Source organism: Streptomyces sp. WAC05374, from assembly GCF_004353505.1.
Classification (GTDB): domain Bacteria; phylum Actinomycetota; class Actinomycetes; order Streptomycetales; family Streptomycetaceae; genus Streptomyces.
Window position 1 is genome coordinate 84163 of sequence record NZ_SMNQ01000022.1, and the last position, 16294, is coordinate 100456.

Annotated in this window: 21 protein-coding genes; 4 read left to right on the forward strand and 17 right to left on the reverse strand. The window is 72.9% G+C overall.

The window, feature by feature from the left end:
- Positions 1 to 9 precede the first annotated feature (9 nt).
- Genes E2B92_RS28915 through E2B92_RS28950 form a run of 8 tightly spaced genes read right to left on the reverse strand, consistent with a single transcriptional unit; the run spans position 10 to position 6976 of the window.
- The gene (locus tag E2B92_RS28915; RefSeq protein WP_126887721.1) at positions 10 to 681 is read right to left on the reverse strand and encodes a CIS tube protein; all 672 of its coding nucleotides are present in this window, start codon (positions 679 to 681) and stop codon (positions 10 to 12) included.
- A complete protein-coding gene (locus E2B92_RS28920; protein WP_235024025.1) occupies positions 678 to 863 on the reverse strand; it encodes a putative phage tail protein in 186 nt (61 codons plus the stop codon). The genes E2B92_RS28915 and E2B92_RS28920 overlap by 4 nt, the downstream gene beginning before the upstream one ends.
- 5 nt (positions 864 to 868) lie before the next feature.
- Complete coding sequence (locus tag E2B92_RS28925) at positions 869 to 1387, reverse strand: phage tail protein (protein WP_126887719.1); 519 nt, start codon at positions 1385 to 1387, stop codon at positions 869 to 871.
- Entirely contained in the window at positions 1384 to 2907 is a 1524-nt protein-coding gene (locus E2B92_RS28930) for a phage tail sheath family protein (RefSeq protein WP_126887718.1), read from the reverse strand. The genes E2B92_RS28925 and E2B92_RS28930 overlap by 4 nt, the downstream gene beginning before the upstream one ends.
- On the reverse strand, positions 2904 to 3362 hold the full coding sequence (locus tag E2B92_RS28935) for a phage tail protein (protein WP_126887717.1): 459 nt from the start codon (positions 3360 to 3362) through the stop codon (positions 2904 to 2906). The genes E2B92_RS28930 and E2B92_RS28935 overlap by 4 nt, the downstream gene beginning before the upstream one ends.
- 31 nt (positions 3363 to 3393) lie before the next feature.
- Positions 3394 to 5658 (reverse strand): phage tail sheath C-terminal domain-containing protein, encoded by a 2265-nt coding sequence (locus E2B92_RS28940; RefSeq protein WP_126887716.1) that lies wholly within the window; start codon positions 5656 to 5658, stop codon positions 3394 to 3396.
- Positions 5659 to 5669: 11 nt separating this feature from the next.
- Positions 5670 to 6401 carry a carboxypeptidase-like regulatory domain-containing protein gene (locus E2B92_RS28945; protein ID WP_126887715.1) on the reverse strand — a complete coding sequence of 244 codons (732 nt, stop codon included), beginning with the start codon at positions 6399 to 6401 and terminating at the stop codon, positions 5670 to 5672.
- Positions 6398 to 6976 (reverse strand): DUF4255 domain-containing protein, encoded by a 579-nt coding sequence (locus E2B92_RS28950; protein WP_126887714.1) that lies wholly within the window; start codon positions 6974 to 6976, stop codon positions 6398 to 6400. The genes E2B92_RS28945 and E2B92_RS28950 overlap by 4 nt, the downstream gene beginning before the upstream one ends.
- A gap of 185 nt (positions 6977 to 7161) precedes the next feature.
- On the opposite strand from E2B92_RS28950, the gene E2B92_RS28955 reads away from it, so the two are divergent.
- Positions 7162 to 7359 (forward strand): hypothetical protein, encoded by a 198-nt coding sequence (locus E2B92_RS28955; protein ID WP_126887713.1) that lies wholly within the window; start codon positions 7162 to 7164, stop codon positions 7357 to 7359.
- 149 nt (positions 7360 to 7508) lie between these two features.
- Complete coding sequence (locus tag E2B92_RS28960; protein ID WP_185923685.1) at positions 7509 to 8270, forward strand: AfsR/SARP family transcriptional regulator; 762 nt, start codon at positions 7509 to 7511, stop codon at positions 8268 to 8270.
- 54 nt (positions 8271 to 8324) lie between these two features.
- On the opposite strand, the gene E2B92_RS28965 is transcribed toward E2B92_RS28960, so the two are convergent.
- The 6 genes from E2B92_RS28965 to E2B92_RS28990 form a co-directional block, all read right to left on the reverse strand.
- Positions 8325 to 8930, reverse strand: coding sequence for a flavodoxin family protein (locus E2B92_RS28965; protein ID WP_185923684.1), 606 nt, complete (start codon positions 8928 to 8930; stop codon positions 8325 to 8327).
- Between the two features lie 43 nt (positions 8931 to 8973).
- A complete protein-coding gene (locus E2B92_RS28970; RefSeq protein WP_126887712.1) occupies positions 8974 to 9399 on the reverse strand; it encodes an ATP-binding protein in 426 nt (141 codons plus the stop codon).
- 3 nt (positions 9400 to 9402) lie between these two features.
- Positions 9403 to 10230 (reverse strand): MEDS domain-containing protein, encoded by an 828-nt coding sequence (locus tag E2B92_RS28975; RefSeq protein WP_160159798.1) that lies wholly within the window; start codon positions 10228 to 10230, stop codon positions 9403 to 9405.
- A 118-nt stretch (positions 10231 to 10348) separates the two neighbouring features.
- Complete coding sequence (locus E2B92_RS28980; protein ID WP_126887710.1) at positions 10349 to 10540, reverse strand: hypothetical protein; 192 nt, start codon at positions 10538 to 10540, stop codon at positions 10349 to 10351.
- 142 nt (positions 10541 to 10682) lie between these two features.
- Positions 10683 to 11003 carry a hypothetical protein gene (locus E2B92_RS28985; protein ID WP_126887709.1) on the reverse strand — a complete coding sequence of 107 codons (321 nt, stop codon included), beginning with the start codon at positions 11001 to 11003 and terminating at the stop codon, positions 10683 to 10685.
- Positions 11000 to 12244, reverse strand: a complete 1245-nt coding sequence (locus E2B92_RS28990) for an FAD-dependent monooxygenase (RefSeq protein WP_185923683.1) — start codon at positions 12242 to 12244, stop codon at positions 11000 to 11002. The genes E2B92_RS28985 and E2B92_RS28990 overlap by 4 nt, the downstream gene beginning before the upstream one ends.
- Before the next feature lie 150 nt (positions 12245 to 12394).
- Here E2B92_RS28990 and E2B92_RS33110 point away from each other — a divergent pair, with 150 nt between their 5' ends.
- Positions 12395 to 12550 carry a DUF6131 family protein gene (locus E2B92_RS33110; protein ID WP_185923682.1) on the forward strand — a complete coding sequence of 52 codons (156 nt, stop codon included), beginning with the start codon at positions 12395 to 12397 and terminating at the stop codon, positions 12548 to 12550.
- A gap of 201 nt (positions 12551 to 12751) precedes the next feature.
- Here the strand turns inward: E2B92_RS33110 and E2B92_RS28995 are convergent, their stop codons facing one another.
- From E2B92_RS28995 to E2B92_RS29005, 3 genes are all read right to left on the reverse strand, one after another.
- Positions 12752 to 13309: a DoxX family protein gene (locus tag E2B92_RS28995; RefSeq protein ID WP_126887808.1), complete on the reverse strand. Its 558-nt coding sequence runs from the start codon at positions 13307 to 13309 to the stop codon at positions 12752 to 12754.
- Positions 13310 to 13502: 193 nt separating this feature from the next.
- Positions 13503 to 13988, reverse strand: coding sequence for a hypothetical protein (locus E2B92_RS29000; protein WP_126887807.1), 486 nt, complete (start codon positions 13986 to 13988; stop codon positions 13503 to 13505).
- On the reverse strand, positions 13985 to 15427 hold the full coding sequence (locus E2B92_RS29005; RefSeq protein WP_126887806.1) for a WGR domain-containing protein: 1443 nt from the start codon (positions 15425 to 15427) through the stop codon (positions 13985 to 13987). The genes E2B92_RS29000 and E2B92_RS29005 overlap by 4 nt, the downstream gene beginning before the upstream one ends.
- A gap of 126 nt (positions 15428 to 15553) precedes the next feature.
- Here E2B92_RS29005 and E2B92_RS29010 point away from each other — a divergent pair, with 126 nt between their 5' ends.
- Positions 15554 to 16210: a class I SAM-dependent DNA methyltransferase gene (locus tag E2B92_RS29010; protein ID WP_126887805.1), complete on the forward strand. Its 657-nt coding sequence runs from the start codon at positions 15554 to 15556 to the stop codon at positions 16208 to 16210.
- Positions 16211 to 16294: the final 84 nt, after the last annotated feature.

Genomic DNA, 16294 nt, shown 5'->3' on the forward strand with positions numbered 1-16294 from the left:
ACGCGCTCCTCACGGCAGCCGGGGCACGGTGAGCACCCGGCCCGGCCGCAGGTCCCGTGGGTCGGTGATGCCGTTGGCGCGCGCCAGCTCCCGCCAGGCGTCGGGCCGCCGGTACAGGGCGTGGGAGATGGAGCTCAGGGTGTCGCCGCGGCGCACCACGTAGCTCTTCTCCACCGTGGGCGAGGAGCGGGGGGTCTCGGCGACCTGGACGGCCGCCGGCCGGAACTCCTTGAGCGTCAGGTCCAGCATGGCCCGCAGCGGTACGCCGTCGGGCCGGAAGAGCTGGTAGTTGACGTCCAGCTTCTCCACGACGCCGGTGAAGACCTCCTCGTCCCACACGAACCGGACGACGGGCGGGGCGTGTTCGCGGCTGTCGGGCCGCAGCAGGTTGCGCAACGCGTCGACATAGGTCCTGCGGACGTTCTCCAGGGTGTCGGAGGTGTCGACGAGCGCCTGGAGGGTGAGGGTCTCGGTGCCGCCCCGCACGTACTGGAGGGGCGGGGTCTCCAGGCCGGGGATGGTGATCTCGGCGAAGGTGTTGGACTTGCTGAGCTTGTAGTCGGTCGGGTTGAACCGCAGCGGGATGCGCCGCCGGCGTTCGTCGGCGATCACCGGCCGGACGATCTCCAGGTGGGCCTGGGCCGAGCCCTGGCGGGCGAAGGACACGGGCGTCACGCTCACGGCCGGTCCTCCCCGTCGCCGAAGCCGCGTTCGCCGCGGGTGTGCCTGGCGCGGGCGCAGGCGTCCTCGTACAGCTTCGACCACGCCTGGATGTGCTTGTTGAACAGGCGGGTGAACACGGCACCGTCGTCGCCGTCCACCTGGAACCGCACTTCGAGATGGTGAATGGTCACCTTCGGCACGTCGGTCACCTCCCTCGGTTCAGTGGCGGCAGGGCGCTCGCCGCGGTGTCCTGAAGGACCCTGGTCAGTCCCTCGTGGGCGATCTCCAGCGACTCGATGGCGATCGCGTTCTGCTCGGCGTGCAGGTCGGGGCCGGTCCACTTGGCCGCGAGGCCGCCGTGGAACGCCCAGGCCGCGCCGGGGGTGCCGTCCGGGGCGAGCACGATCACGGCGCCGTCGCGGCGGGCGCCCAGCGAGTCGGCGAGCCCGGCCTGGTACCAGGACCACAGGCCCGGGTCGCGCACCACGCCGCGCTTGAGGGTGATCCGGTTCCACGAGTGGCGCACCGGGAGCTGGTGCACCGAGTCGTTGCGGCCGCCCTCCGGGTAGCCGGTCACCTCGAGCTGGGCGCCGAGCCCGGCGACCTCCTGGAACGCGCCGGAGGCGACCAGGGGCAGCAGCAGGGCCTGCGCGGGCGGCAGGTAGGCGTCGCCGGGGTCGAGGGTGACCAGGAAGCGGTACTTCGGCAGCGGGTCCTGCATCATGCCTCGATCACCTCCAGTCCTCGGTCCTGGCCGAGTACGAGTCGCAGGCGGATGAACTCCATGGGCACGGCCGGGGCGACCTCGACCTCGCAGACGAGCTGCCCCGGGTCCTGCCCGGGCGGGTTGGTGGTGTCGTCGCACACCACCCGGAACGCCTGCTCGGGCCGGGCCCCGGCGAGCGCCCCGGCCCGGAAGGCGGAGAGCAGCACCGAGGTGACCGCCCGGACCAGCGTCAGGCGCAGTTCGGGCGAGTTGACGTCGAACACCAGTGGGCCGGCCACCCTGCGGATGGCGCGCACCAGGAGGTGCACGAGCCGGCGGTGGGCGATGTAGCGGGTGCGGGGATCGGCGGAGAGGGTCCGGCCGCCCCACACCGTCAGCCCCCGCCCGCGGGTGCAGCGCACCAGGTCCACGCCCGCCTCGAACAGCCGCACCTGCTGCGGCTCGGGGAACTCGTCGGCCAGGTCGACCGCCTCCAGGATCACGGCGCCGGCCGGTGTGTGGTGCGCGCCCCGCTCGGCGTCGAGGCGGGCGATGACGCCCAGGACGTGTCCGGAGGCGGGGACGGTGCGCAGTCCGTGCCCGTCGGGGGTGCGCAGCGCCGGGTGGTAGACGGCCGCGCAGCCGAGGAGCGCGCTGTCGCCCGTCGCGGTGAGCGTCCGCACCCAGCCGGCCGCCTCGTCGACGGACGCCAGCCCGGGCGGTACGTCGAGGACGGCGAGCCGGTCGTGCAGCGGGGCGACGCTCCGCAGCAGTTCGAGCACCACCTCGGTGTGCGTGCCGCCGTGCAGGTCCGTGCCGAGGTCCGGCAGCGCCACCAGCGCCGGTTCGGGCAGTTCGGCCTGGACGGCCACGGCGTCCTCGTACGCGGCGCGGGTGGGCGGGGAGTCGGTGCCGCCGGTGAGCGTCAGGTCCCAGGACACCGACAGGGGGCCGGGCCGCCCGGGTTTCGGCGGCGGCCCGTCCGCCACGAGCCGGATGTAGCGGGAGGCGGCCAGCCGGCCGGGCGCTTCGGTGAGCGGCAGCCCGGGGAACGACTCGGGCGGCTCGCCGGGCACGGTGACCCGTACGCTCACCGTCGGCGGCCCGGCGACGGTGCTGGCCTGGTAGCGGATGGCGACGCGGGTGCCGTTGGCCCAGGCCCCGGGGCTGGTGGCGACCGCCTGGTAGCAGGTGGCGGGGAAGCCGCTCAGCGGGCCGGTGGCCCACCTGGCGCGGGCGGTGGCGGCCGGGCCGGACACGCGCACCACCCAGGCGGTGCGGCCGCCGTTCTCGAAGAACCCGCGCAGGGCGTACGGGGTGGCGAAGGCGCCGTCCTGGGGTGTGTCCCCGCCCGGGGGGCCGGGGGGCGGCCCGAAGGTGCCCACGACGTCGTTCCAGCTCTCCACCCGCACCGGGACACCGACGGGTCCCCGGCGGAGCCGGCCGAGGAACGCCGCCACGTCCGTGCGCAGCGGCTCCGCCTCGAAGCCGCGCGGTGCGGACGTCAGGGACACCCCAGGAAGCGCTTCACCGGTCATGTCAGGTCGATTTCCAGCTTCTCCACCGCGAGGACGAGGGTCTCCATGGCGACCTCGTTCTTGGTGGCGCTCAGGGTCGGGCCGGTGTACTTGGTCGGCCAGGCGCGGTTGAACTTCCAGCGCATGACCGGCCGGCGGTTCTCGTCGAGGAGCTCGATCTGGCCGGAGGTGCGCTTCACCTTGCCCTCGAGTGCGTCGAAGACCCACTTCCAGAAGTCGACGTGGCCGGTGATGCCGCGCTTGAAGGTCAGGTTGGTGAACTTCTTGAGCCCCGGGATCTTGCGGACGGTGATGTCCTCGCTGCCGTTGCGGTACTCGATCGGCGGGATCTCCAGCTCGAGGCCGCTGACCTCGGTGAAGGACCCGCTCACCGCGGTGCCGTCGTTGCTGACGTTGCTGACGATGATGCGGAAGTTGTAGGACGCGTAGGGATCGTCCCTCAAGGCAGGCGGCATGGTGGCCTCTCCTCACTCCTCGGTCGGATGCTCAGGCGAGCTGGGTCTCGCGGGTCTTCTGCTGGATACGGAAGATCACGAACTCCGCGGGGAAGACCGGCGCGACGCCGATGACGCAGACGAGGCGGCCGTTGGCCAGGTCGTCCTCGGTCATCGTGGTGCGGTCGCAGGCGACGAAGAACGCCTCTTCGGCGGTGGTGCCGGCGAGCGCGCCGCTGCGCCAGACCGTGGTGAGGAAGTCGCTGACCGTCTGGCGGACCAGGGCCCACAGGGACTCGTCGTTGGGTTCGAAGACCACCCACTGGGTGCCCTCGTCGATCGACTCCTCCAGGTAGAGGAAGAGCCGCCGGACGTTGACGTACTTCCAGGAGCTGTCCGAGGAGAGCGTGCGCGCCCCCCACACCCGGTGGCCGAGGCCGGGGAAGTACCGGAGCGCGTTGATCCCCTTGGGGTTCAGCAGGTCCTGGTGGCGCCGGGTGATGTCCTGGGCGAAGCCGTCGGCCTGCCGTACACCGCGGACGACGACGTTGGCGGGTGCCTTGTGCACGCCGCGCTCCACGTCCACGCGGGCGTAGATGCCGGCCATGTGGCCGGAGGGCGGCACCTCGACGTCCCGGTTGGTGGACGGGTCGCGGGTGACCAGCCACGGGTGGTACAGCGCCGCGTACTTGGTGTCGAAGGGCTCGCGGAAGGTCTGGATGCCCTCCATGTCGAGGCCGTCGCGCGGGTCGAGGATCGCGAACCGGTCCCGGAGCAGTTCGCAGTGGGTGACCAGGCTCGATTCGACGGTGCCGGACCACATGCCGGGGACGGCGCAGACGGCCACCTCGTCGATGTCCTCCAGGGCGACGATGCCGGTGCGCCGGCCGCTGCCGCCGTCGGCGCCGACGAAGTCGGCCACGCTCAGGGACTCGTACGCGTCGTCGCCACCGTCCAGGGTGAGCCAGGAACCGGTCGCGGGGACGGGGAACTTGGCGGGGTCGGTGGACAGGCCGGGCAGCGCGGTGGCGCGCACGAGCCGGGAGCGGCTCTCCAGGGCGGTGGCGAGGGCCGCCGGGCTGTCCCCGGAGAGGCGCAGGTTGCCGAAGGTCTCGGTGACCGTGGCGCCGCCCGGGTCGGTGAACCGGGTGCTGACCTCGGCCTCGACGAGGTGGACGCGGTCGGTCTCGTAGAACGTGCCGGGGACGTCGCGGTCGAAGGTGACGGCGTCCCCGTTGACGGTGCCGACCGCCACGGCGGTGAGGGCGGTGCCGTCGTCGAGCTGGACGACGGCGCCCTCGTACAGCCGGCTCGCACCGCCGATCCGCAGGGTGGGGCCGGTCGCGGTGTTGCCCCGGCGGACCCGGCGCACCGTCAGGCCGGTCTCCCACGCGGCGTGCGCGGTTCCCGCCGGGAAGGTGAGCGTGACCTTGCCGTCGGCGGGCTGCCCGACCTGGACCTTGTACCGGCCGGGGCCGATCTGCACCCACACGTCGGCGGGCAGGTCGTCGGGGTCGAGCCCGGTCACCGCGGCGACTTCGGCGGTCCCGCCGTTCTCTTCCGCGTCCGCGACCAGGCGGGTGACGAACAGGCCGCCCTCCTGCGGGTCGGGCAGCACCGGCAGGGAGGCGCCGACCACCGGCTGGACCCGGACCTGGACGCCGGCGCCCCAGGTGCCGGGGCTCACGGCGGAGAAGCGCAAGGTCTGTTCGCCGCCGCGCTCGCCGATCTGGACGTAGTCGCCCCGGGCGCTCCTCACCTCGGCGGGCAGCGGCTGGGCGAGGGTGACGCGGCGGGCGGTCATGTCGTAGCCGGAGACGGTCACGGTGTGGATCGCCTGCTGGTCGTCGCCGCGGAAGACCTGGATCTGCTGCCCGGCCCCGGTGAAGCCGATCAAGTGGCCGAGCTGGAGGCGGTCGGCGCCCCGCGCGGCGTCGGCGGTGACCGGGCTGACCAGGCCCTGGCCCAGGGAGCCGGAGGCGGCCCGGGCTCCTGCGCTGGCGACGCGCTTGACGTACAGGCGCTGGCCGCCGTTGTCGAAGAAGCCCTTCACGGCGAGCGGGAACAGCCACCAGCGGCCGCCCTCGGCGGGGTTGTTCGCCCATGCGTCGCGCACGGAGACGTCGGGCTCGGGCAGGAAGCCGCCGAAGGTGTTCTGGAACTCGAGGAAGTTGGTGACCAGTTTGGGTTTGCCGGTGTACGGGCCACGAGCGGTGACCCCGACCATTCCGGCGGTGCTGGTGCTCACCCCCGCGATCGGCCGCGGGCCCGCGTCGATCTCCTCGATGTAGACCCCGGGGCTCAGGTACTCGGCCATGAATGGGCTCCTCACTGCTCGCGGATCTCGATGACGTGCTGACGCTCTGCGTCCTGGGGCAGGTGCACGGCCAGCGCCCCGGTCCGGCCCGGCCGTTCGGTGGCCTCGAGACGGAAGGTCTCCTCGACCGCGTGCTCGGATGCCCTTTCGCCCTCCCACCGCAGGGCGAGCCGGAAGGCTCCCCGCGTGTCGGAGAGGGTGCGTTCGTGCCACGGTGCCCCGTCCTGGCCGGTCCGCCCCCAGGCCTCGACGAGGGCGTTCACCACGGGCGCCCCGGTGGTGGCGTCCCGGACGACGCCGTGGACGGTGCGGGTGCCCGGCGGGTAGGGGTGGGCGGTCGCCGGCAGCAGCCGCACCAGCCGGGGGGCCACCTCGACGGCGGGCGGGTGGGTGTCGTTCCAGGGGTGCGCCAGGAACTCGACGCCGGTCAGGGCGGCCGAGAAGGGCTCGTCGTCGGCCGGGTACAGCGCCTGGTACCCGGGCGCGGTGACGAGGGCCCGGTGGCGCTCGGGGCGGGCCGCCCACGGCTCGGCACGCCTGCCGAGGCCGGGGAACGCGAGGGCGCCGCCGGGTGTGCGGGTCACCCGGTCGTCCAGCCGTACCCAGCCGCCGCCCTGCTCGTCGAACCGCTCGAGGCGGACCTGCACGCCCGCGGTGCGGACCTGCCGCGCGAAGTCGTCGAACGGCACCAGCCACAGGGGACTGTGCAGGGTGGACCGGGTGACGGGCATGAAGGCGCTCATGGGGTCGCCGTCCCCTCGATGGTCCGGCTGCGGACCGGTCGTACCGGTGTCTCCAGGGCGGAGTCCAGGTCGACGACGCGGACCTCGTAGTTCAGCGAGAGCCGGTACGGCTTCTGGATCGCGTACCAGACCCAGGACTTCTGGTCGAGGGTGAGCGGCGTCAGGGTGAGGTGGAGGGTGTCGGTGCTGCCGGCCAGGCCGCCGGAGAGCTGGGCGCCGTCCAGGATCGCGTCGTCGTAGAACGTCTGGAGCGCGCGCCCGAGCATCCGGTGCTGGGTCGCCTGGTCGCCGCCCCAGGGGGTGATCAGGTACCGCAGGAGCAGCGCCATGGGCGGCTTGCGGGTGGTCGGCGGGGCGGGCGGCAGGGAGCGCACGGGGGGCCGGTTGCGCGAGACGGGGTCCTCGGCGATCTCGTAGAGGAACACGGTGAGTTTGGGGGGCGGTGTCTGCACCGTCTCGGAGAGGTCGTTGAGTTCCGCGATGGGCGGTTCGACCTGGCTCAGCCCGCGCAGGGACTGGGTAAGAGTGTTCACGATGATCGACGAGACGTCGGCGATCACACCGAAGTCACCCAAAGCGAAGCCCCCCTCGGCCCGGCGTGCCTGACCACTTCCGCGCAGAGCATGCAGGGTTGCCTGTGATCCGTCCGCGACTCACCCGTCGCACCAGCGTCACCGGTGCGTCCTCGTCACGGGCCATGACGTCACCGGACACGGATCGACGACGCCGGGGTGACACCGGTGCGGGACACTCTGTCCCCATGGAGACCCCCTCAACGCGGTCCGGCGTCCTGATACTCCGGGTATGGGTGGAAGGCGGCGGTCCGGACGGCTTCCGTGCGCGCATCCTTCAGACCGTCGACGGGGAGGAGAGGCACCCGGCGGCGGCCTGCCAGAGGACGGACGTCCTCCTGGCCGTCCGTGACTGGCTCGATGAGCTGCTGGAACGGGACGGGTGACGTTTCGGCGACGTTTGATTGATTCCGTTGTGACGCCCGTACCACTAAAGAGTCGAACCTGCGGTCAGAACTTGCCCGTAACATGGCTCCGAGAATTCAATGAGCCGAGCCGATAGTTCACCAGACCGACATCGGTACCGGGGGCGTCGATGAACGGACAGGCACATCTCATTACCCTGAGGCTCCTCAAGGGCTTCACTCTCGCGGTCGACCACACGCGCATTCCGGTCTGTTCCAGCACGCAACGCCTTCTGGCGTTCCTTGCTTTACAGGACATGCCGAGGTCACGGGCGTACGTGGCCGGCATCCTGTGGCCGGACGTCACGTCGTCCCGCGCCAGCGCGAACCTGCGGTCATCGCTGTGGAGAGCGGCTCGTACGGGCCATCCCATCATCGACGCGTCCGCCCGTGAGCTGGCCCTTTCCGGGGACATCGCGGTGGATCTGCACGAGGCCGTCGCCGATGCCCACCGGCTGCTCGACACCTCGCGGCCGTGCGACGACATCCTCACCATGCAAACGTTGTCAAACCTTTCGGCGGACCTTCTTCCGGAATGGCCGGAAAACGACTGGATGCTGATCGAGCAGGAGCAGTACCATCAGCTCCGCCTATATGCGCTGGAAGCGATGACCGAACGGCTGACATCGGCCCAACGGTACGGTGAAGCCGTCGCCGCCGGACTCGCGGCGGTCCGTACCGAACCTTTGCGGGAAAGCGCCCACCGTGTCCTCATAAAGGCGCATTTGGCCGCCGGCAATAGGGGCGCGGCCCTGCGCCAATACGAACAGTGCCGCCGCATCCTGCGGGAAGAACTCGGACTGGAGCCCTCCTCCGCGCTGAGGGCGCTCGTCCCCGTGCCCGGCACCGGCCACGGCGAGCCCTCCCGCCTCCAGCCCTCCTCCACGGCCTGACACGCGCGTGTGCACGGCCGCCCCCACGACGGCCGCGCACTCGTGCGGTCGCGATCAGCTCGGGGGCGCGCCCAGGGGGGATCGCTGCAGGGCCGTGGCCACGCCGTACAGGTTCGCCGCCATCGCCCGCCCCGTCTTGTCGGACCAGTCGTGGCCCCGCTCGTCGTCCAGGTAGTCGGGGCCCGCGCCGGGTCCCAGGTGCCAGTACGTCCACGCCTGGCCCGGGACGGTGTAGCCGATGTCGCCCAGTGCGCCGGCGATCTCACTGATCACGTGGTGCGCGCCGTCCTCGTTGCCGGTCACCACGACGCCCGCCACCCGGTTGTACGCCACCGGGCGGCCCTCGTCGTCCGTCTCGGACAGCATCGCGTCCATCCGCTCCAGCACCCGCTGGGCCACCGAGGACGGGCGGCCCAGCCAGGTCGGGGAGGCGATGACGAGGATCTGGGACTCCAGCAGCGCGCGGTGCACCTGCGGCCACTGGTCGCCCTCCCCCTCGTCGCTGCTCACGCCCGGCTTGATGGCCAGGTCGACGGCGCGGACGAACCTCACCTCCACGCCGTACGACGTGAGCTGGTCGGCCACGACACGGGCCAGGGCGTGGGTGTTGGACGGCTCGGGCGACGCCTTGAGCGTGCAGTTGATCACCAGTGCTTTCATGCGGTTCCTGCTACCCCTCGCGTCCCGGGTCGAACGGACCGCCTCAGAGCAGCCTCATCGCGAAGGAGACCGTGCTGCCCTCCGGGCCGCGGGTGATGGTGAGGCGGTCGGTGATCAGGCGGGTCAGCCACAGGCCCCGGCCCTGGCAGGCGCCGTTGAGGCCGGGGGCGAGGTCGGGGATGACGTCCTCGGTGAAGCCGGGGCCGCGGTCGCTGACGCGGCACTCCAGCTCCTTGGTGGTCCGCGCCAGGACGAGCACTCCGTGCCCGCCCGCGTGCTGCACGACGTTGCCCGCCACGGCGTCCATGGCCACGACGAAGTCGCCGCGCCGCGGTTCCGGGAGCCCGGACACGGCGGCGTAGCCCTCGACCAGTACGCGCAGCCGCGGGATGTCCGCGCCGCCGAAGCGGCGGTGCAGCAGGAGTTCCTCACCGATGCCGGGCGATCCGCCGGCGGAGTCCAGGGTCATGGCCTACCTCGTCACGTCGAGGGTGGCCGGGTCCGCGCCGAGCCGGCGCAGCAGCGTCGCGTGCCGCTCGGAGCAGCGGATCCGTACGGACCGGTGGGCGGGCGCCCGGCCGGGCAGGCGGACGAGTTCGCTCGCGCACTCGGCGCCGAGGAAGCCCGTGCGCAGCAGGTCGACCGTGAGGGGGCCGGCCGGTGGAGCGGGGTCCTCGAGCAGCTCGGCCAGCGCCAGGGTGAGCTCCCCGCGGGTCACCGCGTCCGCCTCGCCGATCACGCTCAGCGTGCCGTCGCCGTACCGGCAGCGCAGGTGTCCGAGCCGGGGCAGCAGGTTCTGCGGGTGCGCCCGGCACATGGCCTCCAGGACCGGCCGGGGGAAGCGCCGCCGGTCGTACGCGCAGATCTCGCTGTAGAAGCCGTCGGTGAAGAGGTGACCGGCCCGGCACTCGCGGTCCATCATCATGTCGAGGTCGGCTCCGAGGTCCGCGACCCAGCCCATGTCGATGTACGTGCGCAGTCCGGTGTACCCCTCGTCGCGGGCGGCGCCGCACTCCTCCACGATCCGCTGCCACTGCCGGTCGGCGGTGAATCGCCGCGCGGGCAGGATCAGTTCCCGCATGCTGCTCAGCTCCAGTTGCGCCCTCTCGTACCCGGCGGCGACCAGCAGCCCTGGGACGTCCCGCAGCCGCGACCGGACCTGTGCCTCGGTCAGACGCGGCGGCCCGAAGACGATGACCTTCTCGCCACGGGCCAGACCGGACCAGACGAACGCGGCCAGGACGTCCCAGCCGGGGGCGTCCTCGTCGTAGGACAGGAACGCATGGTGACCGGGGCTCATGTGCTGCACGGGAAGCGTCCCGGGATGGTGCTCATCGTTCACGAGCACGCCCACCTCACCCCATCCCCGCGTAACCGCCGTGTGGCTCTACGTTACCAAGCGATGCGGGGGCCGGTGTTCACTGGCGCTCTTCGGCGTCCGGGTGCCTCTCGCGCAGCGCGTCACCGGGCAGCGGGCCCTTCGGCGGGGCCGGCTCGGGGGGCTGCTCCGCACGGTCGGCGGGGTCGTCGCCGGTCCGGTGCCCGGCCCGCCGCTTCTCCTCCTCGAGCCGCTTGCGGACCTCTTCGGGCTTGTCGCCGAGCTGGTTCATGGCCTTCTCCGTCAGGTCGGAAGAGTGGGACGGCCCCGCTCGCCGCCAGCGTCACACAGACCCGCACCGCCCGCATGTCCCCGTGGCCCGAACCGGCGGGCCGCATCGCCCCTCGCGAGGACCGCGCCGGGCGGCGTCCGGCTCAACGCTCCCTCCGGGTACGGCGGTCATGGTCCTGTCTGACGTGGGCGACCGCGAGCGACACCTTGTCGATGAGCCAGATCGCGCCGAGCGAGAAGACCGCGAAGCAGACGAGGAACGCCACGGCCGCCGCCACGACGAGCAGCGGGCCGCCCGCCGAGCTCACTCCCCGCAGCAGCGGCCCCGCGGCACCCCCCGCCGCGCCGACGACGGGGACCAGCACCGCCATCAGCAGGACGTGGCCCCTGCGGGGAGGGGCGTCGTCGTCCTGTGCGCGGGGATGCGCGCGGTCGTCGTCCGGATGATCGCTGCTGTCGTTCACAGGGAAAGTGTGCGGTGTGCACCGTCCTTGCGGAAACCGCGTTCCACGCCGCGCCCGACCGTCCGGGCCACCCTCGGACCGAGCCAGCGCTTGAGCCTGCGGAGCGTTTCGAGCCGCTCGGCCGCCCGGTCGATCCGGTAGTAGAGCTGGGGCGGGACGTACGGCAGCAGGGGCGAGTGGCGCTGGCCGAGCAGGGCGAACATCCGCGGGGGCGCGAGGTTGATGTACCGCGGCAGGTCCTCGTACCAGCGGGCGCTGTAGCGGGCGGCGCTCTGGGGGGCGAGCAGCGCGGTGCGGCGTTCGCGTTCGTAGCGGGCGAGGGCGGCTCGCGTGTAGGGGGCGGTGTGCAGGGCGCCGGTCAGGGCGATGGCGTCCTCCAGGGCGAGGGTGGTGCCGGCGCCGATGGAGTAGTGGGTGGTGTGGGCGGCGTCCCCGATCAGGACCAGGTTGTCCCGGTACCAGGTCCGGTTGGTCACGGTGCGGAAGGTCTGCCAGCGGGCGCGGCCGTCGGCGCGCGGCCGGCCGATGAGCGGGTGACCGTCGAGGGGTTCGGCGAACAGGCGCTGGAGCAGGGCGAGGCAGTCGGCGTGGCTCGCCTCGTGGAGGCCGAGCCCTCTCCAGGTGTCGGGGGAGCACTCCACGACGCAGGTGCTGCGGTCCTGCGCGTACCGGTAGCCGTAGCACCAGATCCAGCCGTGCGCCGTCTCGACGAAGGCGAAGGTGAAGGCGTCGAAGACCTTGGTGGTGCCGAGCCAGACATAGGTGTTCCGCCCGGCCGTGATGTCGGTGCCGAAGTGGCCGGTGTGGCGGGCGCGCAGGGCGCTGTTGACGCCGTCGCCGGCGACGACCAGGTCGGCCCGGAGCCGCTCGGGGGCGTCGGTGACCGGGTCGCGGAACCGGACGCGCACGCCGAGGGATTCGGCGCGCTCGGTGAGCAGGGCGAGGAGGGTGTGCCGGCCGATGCCGTGGCCCTGGTCGCCGTGGTGCACGGTCGTCCGGTCGCGGACGTACGCCTTGCCATCGCTCCACCGGACCGAGTTCTCGCCGATGGCGCGGGCGGAGACGGGGTCGTGACGGTGCAGCGTGTCGAGCAGGTCCGCCCAGTAGGTGACTCCCCAGCCGTAGGTGGAGCCGGCGGGACCGCGCTCGTGGACGGTGATGTCGTGGGACGGGTCCCGCAGCTTCATCAGGATCGAGAAGTACAGGCCGGCGGGCCCGCCGCCGACGATGGCGACCTTCACGCGCGCTCCCCTTGGTGACACAGTGACGACACAGCGGTCGGGTGAGCACGAAACGTAGCAGCCACGCGGCCAGGGATGTGGCATTTGGACGGTTTGCGCCTGTTCTGACCGGGGAGCTTGTGTAGTGGGACTTCCCTGATCGGAGGCGTCATGATCATCCTGGGCCTCATCCTGCTCATCATCGGTGCCGTGGCGGGCATCAGCATTCTGTGGACCATCGGACTCATCCTGCTCGTCATCGGAGCGGTCCTGTGGGTGCTGGGCGCCGTGGGGCACTCGGTCGGCGGACGGCGTCACTACTGGTGAGCCGTCACCTCATCCACACCGGGCCGGGTTGGACCGTCGCCTTCGGCGTCGTATCCCTCGGGCGTGGCCGCGCCTCGGGTGCCGTCGCCCGTTGGGCGCCGACCCTTGGGCGTGGCCACGACTGGGGCGTGGTCGCCCGTAGGGTGTGGGCGCCGCTTGGTGGGGTCGCCCCCGGGCGTGGTCGCCCCAGCCGGTGCCGCCTCAGCCGGTGTCGCCGTTGCCCGCGCCGTTGTCGTCGGTGTCGCCCCCCGCTTCGGCCTGGTCGATGGCGCGTTTCCCGACCACGGCCGCCGCGGCCAGGGCGCTGGCGACGAACGCCGCCGCGAGCGTCCACGGCTGGTCGAAGTGGTGGCGGGTGGCGTGGTCCAGGGAGTACCGGCCGGCGCCCGCGACCCCGATGGCCGCCGCCGTGAAGCCGAGGAACGCGGGGTACTCGAAGCCGCCGGACTGGTTGAAGAACCCGGCCGGGGCGTGCACCGAGACCGCGCCCGCCATGGCGCCCGCCGACACCGCTCCGGCGGCGGGAGTGGCGAGTCCCAGCATCAGCAGCGTCCCGCCGCCCGCCTCACCGAGTCCGGCGGCCAGAGCGCTCTGCCGGCCGGGCCGGAAGCCCATCGCCTCCATGGCCTTGGACGTGCCCGTCAGACCCCCGCCGCCGAACCACCCGAACAGTTTCTGCGTCCCGTGCGCCGCGAGCACCGCGCCGGTGCCGACGCGGAGGATGAACAGGCCGAGGTCGCGTCGGTTGACGGCGCTCATAGGGGCTCCCGGGCGTGAGGCGTTGAGCTGCGTACGCTCCCACTGTGGCCCCGGGGCGCCCCGCCGGAGCCCCGTTGCTACGCCGCCCGGGTGACCCCCGGCCGTCGGGCCCGCCGACGGAACCGTGCGCGACCGCGGGGGGCCGCCGCCCGGGCCGGGCCCCGGTGCCACCCCGCGCGGGCACGGAGACCGGTCACGGGGCGCCCCGGGGCGGCGGGGACGGTTCGGCCTCGAGGAAGCGGCGCTTACGGGGGCCCCGGTACAGCAGGCACTCCCAGCCCAGCCGGTCCAGGGCACGGGCGCACTCGGCGAGGGCGGCGTCCTCCTGCTGGGCGGCGCCGCTGCCCGGGGGGCCGAGCCATTCGACCCGTACCGTGCCCGGCCCCTCCCCCGGCACCACGCGGTAGCCGGTCGCCACGCGGCGCCCTTCCGCGTCGACGGCCGAGGGGGCGAGCCCGGCGGCCTCCAGCGCCAGCGCGACCGCCCTGACCGGCCGGTTGCGCTCCCACGCGGCGGGCACCGCGGCCGGGTCGCCGCCCGCCGGGTTGGTCAGGCGCCGGATCTGGAGCAGCCCGTCGAAGGCGACCCGCACCTCCGCCGCCCTGCGGTCCGCCGCCCCGGGCGCGGCCGCCGGGGCGGGGCCGTCCCCGGTCGCGGCCTCGAACCCGTCATCCGTCACAGGAGCCTCCTGATGTCACCCCGCACCCGGTAGAAGCCGCCCGACGCGGCGTGCAGCGCGTCCACCACGTACCGCGCGCCGGGCTCCCGTATCGCCCGCGGGAACTGGACGTTCCACGACCGGTCGTAGCCGTCCGACACCACGTGCACGCGCATCCGGCCGCCCTCCTGGACGCACTCCACGACCACCGCGCCGGTGGGCGCCGCGGTCACCGTCGTCACCGAGGCGGCGGCCGTGGCAGGCGCGTACGTCGGCAGCGCGGCGGCCAGCTTCACGTCCCGGGCGACCGGCACCGTGCCCTGCTGGGCGGCCGTGATCGCCGCCTCGCTCGCGTCCACGCACACCAGGGAGCCGTCCGTGGTGACGAGGTAGAGCCGCTCGTCGTGGTACTGCATGGACAGCGCCGAGCCGCCGCCCGTGCCGAGCTTCCACAGGCGCGTCCCGTCACGGTCGAAGCAGTACACGGACGACGCCGCGTCCCCCGCGAACACGAACCGGCCACCGGGCGAGGTGGCGCACGAGTACACCGCGCTGTCGCAGGCGTACGTGACCTCCAGCGCCCCGTCCGCCTTCGACAGCCGCTGGACCACCCGGTGACCCGTGCCCGCGTACACGGCGTCGGCCTCCTGCCAGCCGAACAGCACGGCGCCCTTGGTGGGCGTGTGCCACAACTCGCCGCCGCCGTCCGGCGCGTACGCCGTCACGCCCCGGTGGTGGCCGTGGTAGACGGCCCGGTCGTCGGCGCGCACCATCCAGGCGTGCTCACCCCGGCCGCCGCGCGCCCACTGGTGCTCGTCCTCGTGGTCGATCACGGTGAGGCGGCCGCCCCGGTCCGCCACGTTCAGCACGCCCTCGTGGATGTCGAGCCAGAAGATGTCCACGTCGGCGGCGATGTCGTACGCCGCGAACGGCAGCTTGGACGACAGGTCGTACACCCGGCCGTCGTCACAGCCCGCGTAGATCCAGAAGTCGTCGGCGACCAGGCACTTGACGCCGTCGGGCAGGCTGTAGCGGGCGAGGACCTCCCCGTTGTGGTCCAGCGTGTACACGTCCCCCGACTGGTTGCCGACCCAGGCGCGCTCGTCGTCGACGTGGATGCCGAACGCGGACGAGCCCGTACGGAACCGCCACAGCACCGGCGCGACCGCCCGTGCGGTGGAGGGCGCCGAGGAGACCTCGCGCCGGGTGACCGCACGGGGCGCGCGCTGCCCGGGCACGGCGGGCGCGTACCCCTTGCGCACCTTCTCGCCCACCTTCTTCGCCGCCGCGGCCTGCGCCTTCTGCGGCGTGGGGAAGGTGGACGTCTGGGTCTGCCCGGCGGCACCGATCCGCCCATAGCGCACGGACACGACCTGGCCCTGCACCGTCACCTCGTAGAACTTGTGCGCACCGCCGCCGTCCTGTGACAGCTCCAGATACGTCGTCGACGTCGTCGACATGGCAGACCCCTCCCCAGGACGGACCGCGCGGCCGATTCCGCGGGTCCCACTTCCTGAACGGTAGAAGGCACCACTGACAATCACCCTGCCCCACCGGGCGGTTCGCCGCCGCTACGGTCGTGCACCATGACGGAAGCACCCTACGTACGGACCACCAGGCAGTCCTACGACGCCGTCGCCGCCGACTACGAGGCGTACGCCCGGGGGGACCTCGACACCAAACCGCTGGACCGGGCGATGCTCGCCGCCTTCGCCGACGGCGTGAAGGGCGCCGGGGGAGGCCGGGTCGCCGACATCGGCTGCGGCCCCGGCATGATCGCGGGACACCTGCACGCCCTCGGGCTCGACGTCCACGGTGTCGACCTGTCGCCCGCGATGCTGGAGCTGGCCCGGCGGGCGTACCCGGACCTGCGGTTCACCGAGGGGTCGATGACCGCCCTGGACCTGCCGGACGGCAGTCTGGGCGGCGTCGTCGCCTGGTACTCGCTCATCCACGTCGAGCCGGAGCACGTGCCCGGCGTGCTGGCCGGGTTCCACCGCGTGCTGGCCCCGGGCGGGCACCTGCTGCTGGCCTTCCAGGTCGGCGACGAGCCGCTGCGCCTGACGGAGGCGTGGGGCCACACCATCGCGCTCGCCTTCCACCGGTGGTCGCCGGACCGTCTCGGCGGCCTGCTGGAGGAGGCCGGGTTCACCGTGGGCGTGCGGCTGGTGCGGGAGGCGTACCCGGCGGAGAGGACCGCGCAGGCGTTCCTGATGGCCCGCAGGCCGGCGGACCGGACGTAGCCACTTGGAGCAGTCCGGCGGGCGCGAACGCCCCGGGCGCGGCGAGGATGGCACCGGGCGGCGCCGGTCACCGGCGGGGTGCGG